General features: G+C 61.1%; 13 protein-coding genes. 2 read left to right on the forward strand and 11 right to left on the reverse strand.

Annotated features, from left to right (window positions below; translation table 11 throughout):
* Window positions 1–24 precede the first annotated feature (24 nt).
* The 10 genes from tsaB to ilvY all read right to left on the reverse strand — a co-directional run bounded on the left by tsaB (window position 25) and on the right by ilvY (window position 9067).
* Complete coding sequence (gene tsaB / locus D6Z24_RS09640; protein WP_129126368.1) at window positions 25–717, reverse strand: tRNA (adenosine(37)-N6)-threonylcarbamoyltransferase complex dimerization subunit type 1 TsaB; 693 nt, start codon at window positions 715–717, stop codon at window positions 25–27.
* A 3-nt stretch (window positions 718–720) separates the two neighbouring features.
* A complete protein-coding gene (rseP, locus tag D6Z24_RS09645) occupies window positions 721–1785 on the reverse strand; it encodes an RIP metalloprotease RseP (RefSeq protein WP_129126369.1) in 1065 nt (354 codons plus the stop codon).
* Window positions 1786–1868: 83 nt separating this feature from the next.
* Window positions 1869–3026, reverse strand: a complete 1158-nt coding sequence (locus D6Z24_RS09650; RefSeq protein ID WP_129126370.1) for a 1-deoxy-D-xylulose-5-phosphate reductoisomerase — start codon at window positions 3024–3026, stop codon at window positions 1869–1871.
* 96 nt (window positions 3027–3122) lie between these two features.
* Window positions 3123–3911 carry a phosphatidate cytidylyltransferase gene (locus D6Z24_RS09655; protein WP_129126371.1) on the reverse strand — a complete coding sequence of 263 codons (789 nt, stop codon included), beginning with the start codon at window positions 3909–3911 and terminating at the stop codon, window positions 3123–3125.
* A 45-nt stretch (window positions 3912–3956) separates the two neighbouring features.
* Window positions 3957–4703 (reverse strand): isoprenyl transferase, encoded by a 747-nt coding sequence (locus D6Z24_RS09660; protein WP_129126372.1) that lies wholly within the window; start codon window positions 4701–4703, stop codon window positions 3957–3959.
* A 108-nt stretch (window positions 4704–4811) separates the two neighbouring features.
* The gene (gene frr / locus D6Z24_RS09665; protein WP_129126373.1) at window positions 4812–5369 is read right to left on the reverse strand and encodes a ribosome recycling factor; all 558 of its coding nucleotides are present in this window, start codon (window positions 5367–5369) and stop codon (window positions 4812–4814) included.
* A 1-nt stretch (window position 5370) separates the two neighbouring features.
* Window positions 5371–6093 carry a UMP kinase gene (gene pyrH, locus D6Z24_RS09670; protein WP_129126374.1) on the reverse strand — a complete coding sequence of 241 codons (723 nt, stop codon included), beginning with the start codon at window positions 6091–6093 and terminating at the stop codon, window positions 5371–5373.
* A 168-nt stretch (window positions 6094–6261) separates the two neighbouring features.
* Window positions 6262–6912: a translation elongation factor Ts gene (gene tsf, locus D6Z24_RS09675; protein WP_129126375.1), complete on the reverse strand. Its 651-nt coding sequence runs from the start codon at window positions 6910–6912 to the stop codon at window positions 6262–6264.
* Between the two features lie 96 nt (window positions 6913–7008).
* Window positions 7009–7779, reverse strand: a complete 771-nt coding sequence (gene rpsB, locus D6Z24_RS09680) for a 30S ribosomal protein S2 (protein ID WP_129126376.1) — start codon at window positions 7777–7779, stop codon at window positions 7009–7011.
* 328 nt (window positions 7780–8107) lie between these two features.
* A complete protein-coding gene (gene ilvY / locus D6Z24_RS09685; protein ID WP_281275024.1) occupies window positions 8108–9067 on the reverse strand; it encodes an HTH-type transcriptional activator IlvY in 960 nt (319 codons plus the stop codon).
* Window positions 9068–9225: 158 nt separating this feature from the next.
* Between ilvY and ilvC the strand changes: the two genes are divergently transcribed.
* Window positions 9226–10698: a ketol-acid reductoisomerase gene (gene ilvC / locus D6Z24_RS09690; RefSeq protein WP_129126377.1), complete on the forward strand. Its 1473-nt coding sequence runs from the start codon at window positions 9226–9228 to the stop codon at window positions 10696–10698.
* Between the two features lie 80 nt (window positions 10699–10778).
* On the opposite strand, the gene D6Z24_RS09695 is transcribed toward ilvC, so the two are convergent.
* Complete coding sequence (locus D6Z24_RS09695) at window positions 10779–11582, reverse strand: hypothetical protein (protein ID WP_246014624.1); 804 nt, start codon at window positions 11580–11582, stop codon at window positions 10779–10781.
* A 275-nt stretch (window positions 11583–11857) separates the two neighbouring features.
* Between D6Z24_RS09695 and D6Z24_RS09700 the strand changes: the two genes are divergently transcribed.
* A complete protein-coding gene (locus D6Z24_RS09700) occupies window positions 11858–12631 on the forward strand; it encodes an OB-fold nucleic acid binding domain-containing protein (RefSeq protein WP_129126379.1) in 774 nt (257 codons plus the stop codon).
* Window positions 12632–12644: the final 13 nt, after the last annotated feature.

The raw sequence follows: 12644 nt of genomic DNA on the forward strand, positions 1-12644 counted from the left end.
GGCTGTCAACAGACTAAAACGGCGTTAAAGGGACTCGCGCTTTCGTTTCGCGATCTCCGCCTCGGAGGCGCGCAGGTAGACGGGGTTCAGCTGGGCAAGCGAGGTGAACTTCCCGGCCCGTGCCGCCTCGCGTGCCAGCACCGCTCCGGCGCTAGCGCGCGGAAGGTTGGCGTGCCAGGGGGGGAAGATGGCAAGTTCGCCCACCGTCTGATCGATCAGGTCGCGATAGCGCAACGCTCCGTCCCCTACGAAGAGGGTCGGCTTGGTGATCCGGGAAAGAAACTCCTGCGGGGGGAGGACCGCGTCGGGAAAGACGGCCTCGGGAAGCTGTCCGCAGCGGTAAAGCGCGGCGTAGACCTCGGCTTTGCGCGCATCGAACATGGGCGCCACCTGGGCCGAGCAGTAAGGGAGGTTCATGGCGAGCATGGCGAGGGAGGAGAAGCCGACCGCGGGCTTGCCGGTCGCGATGGCAAGCCCCTTGACCGTCGCGATACCGACGCGCACCCCGGTGAAGGAGCCGGGGCCAAGCGAGACGGCGAACGCGTCCACCCCCTCCGGGGCGAGGCGCGCCGCCTTCAAAAGCTCGGAAACCGAGTCCATGAGGCGGCCGGAGTTGCAGCGGTCTTCGCCCAGGATGCACTCGCCCAGCAGGGTCGCGCCGTCGGAGAGCGCCACCGAGGAGCAGTTGCTGGAGGTGTCGATGGTGAGTATCTTCATCGATCAGGCCTTGCTGGCGAACATGCGCGCGATGTCGTTGTAGAAGGCGAGCATCATGAGGCTTATCAGGAGCACGAGCCCTACCTGCTGCGCGATCTCGCGGGTCCTCTTGCTGACCGGCCTGCCGAGCACCAGCTCGATCACGAAGAAGGCCAGGTGCCCGCCGTCCAGGATCGGCACCGGCAGGAGGTTTAAAACACCGAGGTTCACCGAGAGAAGCGCCACGAAGGCGAGGAAGCTCACCCCGCCCGCGGCGGCCTGTTCGCCTGCCATCTTCACGATCATGATCGGTCCGCCGATGTTGTCCAGCGGGATGGCCCGCTCCACGAGGCGCACCAGCGAAAGCACGGTGAGCTCGATCACGTTCCAGCACTGGGCGCTCCCCTTGGCGATGGCCTCCCCCGGGGGGAAGTGATCGATGACGATTTCTCCGGCGGCGACGACGCCGATGATCGGCTGGGTGATGGTTTCGCCGAGGACGTTCTTTGTGACGCGCTTCTCCGGGACCATGTTGAAGCTGAAGCGCTCCTTGCCGCGCTCGACCTCGACCTGCACCGGCACCCCTTTCCCCTCGGCGATGACCTTGGCAAACTCGTCCCAGCGCGTTACCGGCTTACCGTTCACGCTCCGGATCGCGTCGCCTGTTTTGATCCCCGCCCGCGCCGCGGGCTTGTCCTGCATCACCTCTCCGACCTTGGTGGTCAGGGAGGGGACGCCGACCATGAAGAGGACGATGAAGATCAGGTAGGCAAAAAGGAGGTTGAAGACCGGGCCGGCGGCGACGATGACGATGCGCTGCAGCACCGGCTTGTCGGCGAAGGAGCGTTTTTTGTCCTCCTCGGAGAGCTCGACTTCCTCCCCCTCCCCCACCATCTTCACGTACCCGCCCAGCGGAAACGCGGAAATCAGGTATTCGGTCTCCCCCACCTGCTTGCCGAAGATCTTAGGCCCGAACCCGAGGGAAAACTTTTCCACACCGACCTTGAAGGCCTTGGCGAAGAGGAAATGACCGAGCTCGTGAAAGAAGATCAGCGCCCCGAGGGCTATGATTGCGAAAAGTATGCTCATCGTCGTCCCTTTTTTCGGCGGGCGGCACCCTGCCGTCACCGCCTCTGTGGCACGTCATGCGTGCGGATCGGCGGTGGTTTGAGTTATTCCGTTACTCCAAGGACTTCCCTGGCGGTTCTTCTTCCCCAGCGGTCGGCTTCAAGCACTTCTTCGATGGAGTGCAGGGCGTGTGGGGTGTGCAGGTTCATGACCTTCTCGATCGCCTCGGCGATGGCCATGAAACCGATCCTTCCGGCGAGGAAGGACTCCACGGCGATCTCGTTGGCGGCGTTCATCACTGCGGGCATGCTCTCGCCCGCGTTGGCAGCCTCGTAGGCGAGCCTGAGTGCCGGGAACCGGTCCGTGTCCGGTTTGAGAAAGGTCAACCCGGAGAGGGCGGTCAGATCGAGCGCTTTCACCCCGGAAGCGACCCGGCAGGGGTAGGTGAGCGCGTAGGCGATCGGCCCCTTCATGTCCGGCACCCCCAATTGAGCCATCACGCTTCCGTCGATGTATTCGACCATGGAATGCACGATGCTCTGCGGGTGAACGTTGACCGCGATGCGCTCCACCGGGATGTCGAAGAGCCAGCGGGCCTCGATCACCTCGAGACCTTTGTTCATCATGCTTGCGGAGTCGACGGTGATCTTCTTCCCCATGCTCCAGTTCGGGTGGTTCAGCGCGTCGGCTACGCCGGCCTTTTTAAGCTGCTCAAGCCCCCAGTTGAGGAACGGACCGCCGGAGGCGGTGAGGATGACGCGTGCGATGTCTTCGCAGCGGTGCCCAGCCATGGACTGGAACACGGCGCAGTGTTCGCTGTCCACCGGGTAGAGGCGCACCCCTTTGTCCCGCACCATCTTCATGATCAGGTGCCCCGCGGTGACCAGGGTCTCCTTGTTGGCGAGCGCGACATCCTTGCCCGCCATGATGGCGGCGGCGGTCGGGACGAGGCCGGCCGCACCGACGATGGCCGCAACGACCATGTTGCTCTCGGCGGCGGTTGCCGCTGCGATGAGCCCTTCCACTCCGTGCATGATCTGGGGTTTCTTCCCGCTCAAGGACCTGCTGAGCGTTTTCGCCTTTTCGGCGGTGAGCACCGAGACCAGGTCCGGCTTGAAGGTCTCGATCTGCTGCTGAAGAAGTTCAAGGTTGGAGCCCGCGGTGAGTGCCACCACGCGGAACTTGTCGGGGTGGGCCGCCACCACCTCGAGGGTGCTGACCCCGATCGACCCTGTCGAGCCCAAAATCGTAAGACTTTTCATTTTCCCTCGCAGATGTCTCAAGTCAACCGACGCCGAGGCCGGATTATGCCCACCCGCGTGGAAAATCAGGCGAGCGGCCGGGCTTTCTGGCGCCGTTTAGAACAGGAAGTAGGCGTAGTAGTACGCCGCAGGTGCCGCAAACAAGATGGAATCGATCCGGTCGAGAACGCCGCCGTGACCGGGGATGATGGAACCGGAATCCTTCACGCCGCAGCTCCTTTTGATGAGCGATTCGAACAGGTCTCCCAATTGCCCGAGAACGCCCAAGACGAGCGCAGCACCGAAGCAGTGGACGATGGAAAGCTCAGGGAAAAAGGTGAACTTTGCGATGACCGCACCGCTTACGCTGCCTGCCAGCCCCCCCAGGGCCCCCTCGACGCTCTTTTTGGGACTCACCGCCGGGTAGAGCGGTGTCTTGCCGATACTGGAGCCGACGTAGTAGGCAAAGCTGTCGCCTGCCATGACGATCACCATGATGAGAAACAGCCAGGAGATCCCGTGAGGCAGCGCACGCACGAGCACGAGGTGCGCGAGAAGAAGCGGCACGTAAAGAAAGCCGGTGAGGACCAGCGCCACGTCGGGAGCCGCCTGCCTGATCTCCTTAAGCCGGAAAAGCGCCACGAGCGAGAAGGCGAGCACAAGCGCGGTGAGGGTCAGAAGCGGGGCGACGGGGCTGCCGGAGAAGATGACGAAGACGGAAGCGGCGCCGGCCAAGGCGGCACCCCTCCCTTCGGCACGACGATGCGGCAGCGCCATGCGGTAGAACTCGTCGAGCCCCAAAAGGGAGAGCAGGAATACCAGCAGCGAGAACTGGAACACCGTCGCCTTGAGGATGAAGAGGATCACGATGGGCAGCAGGACGGCTGCGGTGATTAGTCGTTTGATGGCGGACTCCTTCGGGGCACCTGCCCCTGCAAGGCTTTAGCCTTTTTATGAAGGCAGCTGGCCCAGCTGCTCGCTGGTCATGCCGAACCGGCGCTCGCGGGACTGGAAGTCGCGGAACGCACGCATGAGTTCTTCTCTGTCGAAATCGGGCCAGTTCACGTCGGTGAAGTAAAGCTCGGCGTAGGCCAACTGCCAAAGCAGGAAGTTGCTGATGCGCATCTCCCCGCTGGTTCTGATGAGAAGGTCCGGATCCGGAATCCCGGCGGTGAAGAGCGATGCGCCGAAGGCGCGCTCGTCGATGCTCGCCGGATCGAGTCTCCCTGCGGCGGCCTCGGTCGCGAGCCTCCTGGCGGCGGCCACCATCTCCTGACGGCTGCCGTAGGAAAGGGCCAGGGTAAGGAGCATCCCCTTGTTGCCGGAGGTTTTGTCGATGGTCGACTGGATCTCCCGGTCGACGTCCGGCGGCAGATCGCCCCGGTTCCCGATCACGTTGAAGCGGATGTCGTTCTGCATCATGCGGTCGGTCTCGACGCGGATGTACTGCTTCAAAAGCGCCATGAGCGCCTTGACCTCGGCCTTCGGCCTCAGCCAGTTTTCGGCGGAAAAGGCGAAGAGGGTAAGGTAACCGATGCCCAGACGCGAGCACTCCTCGACGATGACTCGCACCGTCTCCACTCCTTTTTGGTGCCCAACGATCCTGCGCAGCATGCGCTGCTTGGCCCACCGGCCGTTGCCGTCCATGATGACGGCGAGGTGCTGCGGGAGCTTCTGCGGGTCTAAGCGTTTGTCCATGAGCATCCTGAAAACAAAAAAGCCCCTTTGAATAGGGGGTTTGCCTGTGAACGCGAAGGCCGGGCGGCAGCGCGAAAGGGAGTTTCCTCCCCTTCGCGCCTCGGTCCGTTAGACCTCCATCACCTCTTTTTCCTTGTGGGCCAGCACTTCGTCCGCCTTGGCGACGTACTTGTTGGTGGCGTCCTGGACGTCCTTCTCGGCGCGCTTCAGCTCGTCCTCGGAGATCTGCTTGTCCTTCTCGAGCTTTTTAAGCTTGTCGATGGCGTCGCGGCGGATGTTCCTGAGGGCGACCTTCGCCTCCTCGGCATCACGCTTCAGCTGTTTCACGATGTCCTTGCGGCGCTCCTCGGTGAGGGGCGGCAGGCAGAGGCGGATCACCTTGCCGTCGTTTGCCGGGGTGAGCCCGAGGTTCGAGTTCATGATCGCCTTCTCGATGGGGGCGATCATCTTGCTGTCCCACGGCGCGATCGTGATGGTCCTGGCCTCGGGGACGGAAAGGGTCGCCACCTGGTTGAGCGGGGAAAGCATCCCGTAGGAATCCACCTTGATCTCGTCCAAAAGCGAGGTGCTGGCGCGCCCGGTGCGGACCTTCTGGTAGTCCTTCCTGAGGGATTCTATGCTCTTGTCCATGTGGACGTTCATGTCGGCGATGACATCCTTGATCATGCTATTCTCCTTCTTTCACGAGGGTGCCGATCGGTTCGCCGTTGACTACCCGCACTACATTGCCGTCGGTCGTCACGTCGAAGACGATGATCGGAAGGCTGTTGTCCATGCACAGCGAGATGGCGGTGGCGTCCATGACCTGAAGCCCTTTTCTGAGGACCTCGAGGTAGCTGAGCGTACCGTACTTGGTGGCGTTTTTGTCCTTGGCGGGGTCGGCGGAGTAAACGCCGTCGACCTTGGTCCCCTTGAGGATCACGTCGGCGCCGATCTCCATCGCCCTGAGGCTCGCGGCGGTATCGGTGGTGAAGTAAGGGTTGCCGGTGCCTGCTCCGAAGATGACCACCCTCCCCTTCTCGAGGTGCCTGATGGCGCGCCTGCGGATGTAGGGTTCGGCCACCTCGGCCATGGCGATGGCGGACTGGACGCGGGTGTCGACGCCGACCTTCTCGAGGGCGTCCTGCATGGCCAGCGAGTTGATCATGGTGGCGAGCATCCCCATGTAATCCGCGCTGGCGCGATCCATCCCTTTGGAGGAAGCAGCCACGCCGCGGAAGATGTTGCCGCCGCCGATGACGAGGCACAGCTCGACGCCCAGTTCAACCACCTGCTTCACCTCGCGGGCGATCGCGGTGATGGTGTTGGGATCGATACCGTACCCCTGGTCGCCGCCGAGGGCCTCGCCGGAAAGCTTGAGAAGTACTCTTTTGTAATAGGGTTCTGCCATCGTAGTCACCTTGCCTTTTTTAGACGGGCAAAAAGCCTTCACGCAGAACAGGTTCGGGCGCAGCCCGTTCGCCTGCCGGGGCTTGACACCGCCCGTGCAGGGCTTTTTGCCTTGCTGCAGATAAAAAAAGAGCCGCCCATTTTCATGGCCGGCTCCCTTTGGGACGTGTTACACGCCGGCCGCCGCGGCGACCTCTGCCGCGAAGTCGCTCTCCTTCTTGGCGAGCCCTTCGCCAAGTACGAACTTGGTGAAGCGGCGGATACTCATGTTCTCGCCGATGGAAGCGATGGTCTCGTTCAGGAAGGTCTGGATGGTCTTGTCCGGGTCCTTAACGTAGGCCTGCTCGAGGAGGCAGATATCGCCGTAGAACTTGTTGACCTGGCCCTCGAGGATCTTCTCGATGATGGCCGCCGGCTTGCCGCTCTCTTTGGCCTTCTCGCGGTAGATCGCCTTCTCGCGCTCGATCAGCTCTTCGGGTACTTCCTCACGGCGCACGTAAAGCGGGGATGCCGCTGCGATGTGCATCGCGATGTCCTTCACGAAGTTCTGGAAGTTGTCGTTCTTGGCGACGAAGTCGGTCTCGCAGTTGACCTCGACCAGGACGCCGATCTTGCCGCCGCCGTGGATGTAGGAACCTACCATGCCCTCGGTCGCTGCGCGGCCGGCCTTCTTGGATGCGGCAGCCAGACCCTTGGTGCGCAGGTAGTCGATCGCCTTCTCGTGATCGCCGTTGGTCTCGGTAAGAGCTTTCTTGCAGTCCATGAGGCCTGCGCCGGTTGCTTTCCTCAGTTCGTTAACCTGTGCAGCTGTAATGCTCACGTTATCCTCCACAGTAGCCCGCGCGGTTAGGCGCGGGCTTCTTAGTCATGTAGATTTTTGAAAAAGGTGATGCCGGTACGGTGACCGAAGGAGACCTTAGGCCTCGGCGGGAGTTTCTTCGGCAACCTCTTCGCCCTCGGTGAAGGCTACTTCTTCCTCGGCGCCGGTCTGGAGACGGGCGTTGCGAGCCTGGGCCCCTTCGAGGACGGCGTCAGCCATCTTGCTGGTGAGCAGACGAATGGCGCGGATGGCGTCGTCGTTGCCCGGGATGACGTAGTCGATGTCGTCCGGGTCGCAGTTGGTGTCGACGATGGCGACGACCGGGATACCGAGCTTCTTCGCCTCGGATACCGCGATCTCCTCGTTTTTCGGGTCGACCACGAAGAGCATGCCCGGGGTGCGGCCCATACCCTTGATACCGCCCAGGGTCTTCTCGAGCTTCTCGCGCTCTTTGCCGAGTTTCAACTGCTCTTTCTTGGTGTATGCCTCGATGGTGCCGTCGGCGATCATGCTGTCAAGACGCTTGAGACGGTCGATGCTCTGCTTCACGGTGGCGAAGTTGGTGAGCATGCCGCCGAGCCAGCGGTCGTTGACGTAGAACTGCCCGCAACGCTGTGCCTCTTCGGCCACGGAATCCTGAGCCTGCTTCTTGGTGCCGACGAAGAGGACGGTCTCCCCAGCCTGAGCCATTTCGGTCACGAAGCTGTAGGCGTTTTTGAAGAGCCTGACGGTCTTCTGCAGGTCGATGATGTAGATCCCGTTACGAGCGCCGAAGATGTACGGCTTCATTTTCGGGTTCCACCTCTTGGTCTGGTGTCCGAAGTGGACGCCGGCTTCGAGCAGTTCTTTCATGGTGATGTTGGACATTTTACTCTCTCCTTTTGGTTTTCCCTCCGCCACCAGTTGATGCCGGAACCCGCGAACGGGCACCACCGGCAAGACTCTGTTGGCGTGCGAATTTTGAACAGCGAACTTATATAGCACAGTGCAGAAATGAAGGCAAGGCCAAAACCGTGTCACGCAAAGCCGCAAAGGCGCAAAGAGAGACACAATCAGAACCGGATAAAACTGACAGAGCGAAAAGCGTTGACTAACAGACGCGAAGGTGCGGAAACGCTGAGAAAAAGGGGCGGAAAGATTCGTTGACAGCAATTGACTTTCTCTTTGCGACTTCGCGTCCTTGCGGTGAGTGATTTTATGTTTGAACCGACATCGACCGTTCCTCGGCCAGTCGCCAGAACGCCTTCACGCTTGCCCGCTGCAGGTTTCGCTTGCTGGTGCAAAGGCCGACCTGGTATGGCTTCAGCACAGGGGCATCCTGGAGCACCGCCACCTCGTCGCGAAAGGGACTGCGTTCCAGTACGAGTTGCGGGACGATCCCCACCCCGCAGCCAAGGCGGACCATGGCGATGATCGCCTCGTTCCCCGAGACCTCCGAGGTGATGTTGGGAGTGATGCGATGTTCCTTAAGCCACTGATCCAGACGTCGACGCGAGAGGCCGGTTTGCGGCAGCACGAGCGGAGCACGGGAGAGGTCGAGCCGGTCGCCGGGGACCGGCACCTCTGCAGCACCTGCAACACGCGGGGCGATGAAGATGAGCGGGATGGCGACGATGGGGAGAAACTCTATATTCGGGCGCGGGCCGTCCGGGAACGCCGCGACCGCGAGGTCGATCTCGCCGCTTTGCACCTGCGCGACCGCCTGTTCCGCCGCACCGGTCCGCAACTCGAGCTGCACCTCCGGGTAGCGTTCCCGGAACGACTCCAATAGCTCCGGCAGGAGGCTGTAGACGGCGGTGATCGAGGCGTAGATGGAGAGGGAACCGGCGACGGCCGGCTCGTTGCGGATCGAGGACCGGAAGCTCTGCCATTCGCCGAGGCAAAGGCGTGCGTAAGCCTTCAGTCGTTCCCCCGCCGGAGACAGGGAGACCGTGCGGTTGTCGCGCAAGAAAAGCGGTTGTTCCAGCTCTTCCTCCATGCGCTGGATGGTGCGCGTGAGAGCCGAAGGGCTCAAGTTGCACGCCTGGCTGGCCCTGCCGAAATGTTTAAGCTCCGCCACGGTGAGAAATATTTCCAGTTCCCGCAGATCCATCAACGCCCCCCCCTTCTCAACTTCCCCAAGCCCCACCAGCCTCACCGGGCTATCCAAGTCCACCTAGTCCACCTAGTCCATGTGGTCCGCGCGCCGCTCGTTGCGCAAGACGCAACACAATATGCACAACAAATCAATTTACGCAACGTGAAATTTGGTATACATTCGCCACACTTTCAGACTTCTAACCACACCACCAATATAATCAGGAGGAGAAAACGATGGGACAGAACTATTTCAACACCCTGCCGCTGCGCCGTCAGCTGCAGGAACTGGGGACCTGCCGCTTCATGGACGCATCCGAATTCGCAAACGGCTGCGAGTACGTGAAAGGCAAGAAGATCGTCATCGTCGGCTGCGGCGCACAGGGTCTCAACCAGGGCCTCAACATGCGCGACAGCGGGCTTGACGTCTCCTACGCCCTCAGGAAGGACGCCATCGAGCAGAAGCGCCAGTCCTACGTGAACGCCTCGGACAACGGCTTCAAGGTCGGCACCTACGAGGAACTCCTCCCCACCGCCGACATCGTCATGAACCTCACCCCGGACAAGCAGCACACCAAGGTGGTGGAGACCGTCATCCCCTTCATGAAAGAAGGCGCCGTGTTCAGCTACGCCCACGGCTTCAACATCGTCGAGGAAGGTACCCAGATCCGCAAGGACCTGACCGTCATCATGGTCGCACCGAAGTGCCCGGGTTCCGAGGTGCGCGCCGAGTACAAACGCGGCTTCGGCGTACCGACCCTCATCGCGGTGCACGGCGAGAACGACCCCAAGGGTGACGGCCTCGAAATCGCGAAGGCCATCGCCTCCGCACAGGGGGGCGACCGCGCCGGCGTACTCGAGTCCTCCTTCGTCGCCGAAGTGAAGTCGGACCTCATGGGCGAGCAGACCATCCTTTGCGGCATGCTGCAGGCGGGCGCCCTCCTCTGCTTCGACAAGATGGTCGAAAACGGCATCGCCGCCCCGTACGCCGTGAAGCTCATCCAGTACGGCTGGGAGACCATCACCGAAGCCCTGAAGCACGGCGGCATCACCAACATGATGGACCGCCTCTCCAACCCGGCAAAGCTCGTCGCCTTCAAACTCGCCGACGAACTGAAGGACATCATGCGCCCGCTGTTCCAGAAACACATGGACGACATCATGAGCGGCGAGTTCTCCAGCACCATGATGAAGGACTGGGCCAACGACGACGTGATGCTCCTCACCTGGCGCGAGCAAACCGGCCAGACCGCATTCGAGAAGACCGAAGCTGCCGGCGAGATTTCCGAGCAGGAATACTTCGACAAGGCGATCCTCATGGTCGCCATAGTGAAGGCAGGCGTCGAGCTCGCCTTCGAGACCATGGTCGAGACCGGCATCGAGCCGGAGAGCGCTTACTACGAGTCGCTGCACGAGACCCCGCTCATCGCCAACACCATTGCCAGGAAGAAGCTGTACGAGATGAACCGCGTCATCTCCGACACCGCGGAGTACGGCTGCTACCTCTTCTCCCACGCCTGCGTTCCCCTTCTGAAGCCCTTCATGGCCAAGGTCGGCACCGACGTGATCGGCAAAGGCCTCGACGTGAAGGACAACAGCGTCGACAACCAGCTGCTGGTTGCCGTCAACGCCGAGATCCGCTGCCACCTGGTTGAGGAAGTCGGCGCCGAACTGCGCGCCGCCATGACCGGCATGCAGAAGATCGTTTAACCGACCACCTCCGCAGACAAGAAAAGGCGCTCCATCTGGAGCGCCTTTTTTGTTTTGGGGATGAAAGTCCGAAAACGGTATCAGACCCCGGTTATCTTGGACGGCGCATGAAGCGCCTCGAGCAGGCTACTCAGCAGGTACACCATCGGCTTGATCACGGTCTCGTCGCTCCAGTAGGCGGCATGGTTGCCAGGGTTCCAGGAGGTGAGGATGTTGCCCACGCTCACCTCGATGTCCTCGTTGACCGCCGCGGCATAGCCGGTGCCGAGGGGCTTCAGCGGCCAGCCGAGCACGTCGTCGGAATCGTAGAGGTTCAACCACTTTGCCTTCTTTCTAAGCGGTTCAGGGAGGGTCGGCGGCGGAAACTCGATGCAGGCGGGATTCTCGTGTGCTACGCAGAAAAGCGGAATGGTACTACCCAATGTGACAACGCCGGAAAGCGTCTCCATCCGCTCGAACGGCGTAGCTCCGTAGCGCTCCCGTCCGTAACCCATCTGTCTGTCCCAGATATAGTCGCTCATGAACACCGACCCGAGGGAGTGGGCGACCACGACAAGCGGTTTGTCGTCGTCCCCGAGCTTCACGCGAAGCTGTTGCACAGCTTCGTGGATAAGGCCGTGAATGGTTTCGTATAGCCCGCCCGGCCTTCCGCTTTGGCTGTGATAGGCGCTCACGGTCCCGAAGGCGCTTAGGAAGAACTTGCGCAGCTTGGCCCAATTCAGATCGTTGTTCGCGGCGAGGTCCACCCAGAGTTGGTGCTCCCGCGCCGAGAGCAGCGGCGCCCAATACACACCATGCCAGGCGATCTCGTCACGATTCAGGCCGCGACCGGAAATCCGCTCCCGCAGTTCCTGTACCGTATCGTGCGCAAAATCGTCGGACATAGTCCCCATTCCATGCACAAGCAACACGCCGAGCTTCTTATCCATGTTCGCCTCCTGTAGCCCGAAAATTTCCTGCCGTCCTCCCGCGCAGCACGCAAGCAACGACTAATGTGCACGCACAAATATAACTGGATAATCAGACTGTGCAAGCAGGGGCAAGACAAGACCCATCGTGCGATGTGCACTAAAGGGGAGGCGCCAGAAAAAGACTTGTTATTCAGAAAGGAAAAAAGTAGTCTGCCCGGAGCAAAAGGATCCCTCTAAGGAGTCATTACATGAACCGAGTACTGAAACACCTCTTCCTGTTGCTTATGTTCGCCGTCTTGACCGCTCATCAGGCCGGCGCGGCGGACACCGCCCGGAAAGAGATCCCCCTTTCCGGCAAGGTCCTGGAGACCATGGACGGCGGAGGATACACCTACCTGCTGCTGCAAAACGGTCCGGAAAAGGTGTGGGTGGCGATACCTCTCACGAAGATCACGGTAGGGCAGCAGCTCACCCTCACCCCCGGTTTCGCCATGAAGAACTTCAACAGTAAGGCGCTGAACCGCAAGTTCGACCAGGTCATCTTCTCGGCAGGGCCAAGTGATGCGAAGAAAATGCAACTGAGCCCGTCCGCCATAAAGGCGCTGCACCAGGGCGTTCCCGGGGCACCCGGCGGGCAGCAGGAGCAGGCGACGAAAGAAAAACCAACCGCTCAGGCAGCCAAGCAGGCCCCCAAGAGCCAGAAAGTCACCAAGGCAAAGGGTGCCAATGCGTACACCATCGCCGAGGTGTTCGCCAAGAGCAAGAAACTTGAAAAGAAACAGGTGGTGATCAGAGGCCGCGTCGTGAACGTCGCGGAGAGGATCATGAAGAAGAACTGGATTCACCTGGAGGACGGCACCGGCTCGAAGGCCAAGAAAACCGACAACCTCGTGGTGACATCGAAAGAACTGCCCAAGGTGGGAGATGTGGTGACCATTACCGGCACCCTCTACAACAACCTCGACTTCGGTTCGGGCTACCGATACAAGGTCCTGATTCAGGACGCTACGCTGAAAAGGTAATCACCTGCAAAGA

The organism is Geomonas oryzae (genome assembly GCF_004117875.1).
GTDB lineage: Bacteria > Desulfobacterota > Desulfuromonadia > Geobacterales > Geobacteraceae > Geomonas > Geomonas oryzae.

Coding starts and splice junctions, on each gene's coding strand:
- ilvC (WP_129126377.1), top strand. CDS start 9,226: ATGGGACAGAACTATTTCAACACCCTGCCGCTGCGCCGTCAGCTGCAG.
- rpsB (WP_129126376.1), bottom strand. CDS start 7,779: ATGTCCAACATCACCATGAAAGAACTGCTCGAAGCCGGCGTCCACTTC.
- rseP (WP_129126369.1), bottom strand. CDS start 1,785: ATGAGCATACTTTTCGCAATCATAGCCCTCGGGGCGCTGATCTTCTTT.
- D6Z24_RS09695 (WP_246014624.1), bottom strand. CDS start 11,582: ATGTCCGACGATTTTGCGCACGATACGGTACAGGAACTGCGGGAGCGG.
- pyrH (WP_129126374.1), bottom strand. CDS start 6,093: ATGGCAGAACCCTATTACAAAAGAGTACTTCTCAAGCTTTCCGGCGAG.
- tsaB (WP_129126368.1), bottom strand. CDS start 717: ATGAAGATACTCACCATCGACACCTCCAGCAACTGCTCCTCGGTGGCG.
- D6Z24_RS09660 (WP_129126372.1), bottom strand. CDS start 4,703: ATGGACAAACGCTTAGACCCGCAGAAGCTCCCGCAGCACCTCGCCGTC.
- D6Z24_RS09700 (WP_129126379.1), top strand. CDS start 11,858: ATGAACCGAGTACTGAAACACCTCTTCCTGTTGCTTATGTTCGCCGTC.
- D6Z24_RS09650 (WP_129126370.1), bottom strand. CDS start 3,026: ATGAAAAGTCTTACGATTTTGGGCTCGACAGGGTCGATCGGGGTCAGC.
- frr (WP_129126373.1), bottom strand. CDS start 5,369: ATGATCAAGGATGTCATCGCCGACATGAACGTCCACATGGACAAGAGC.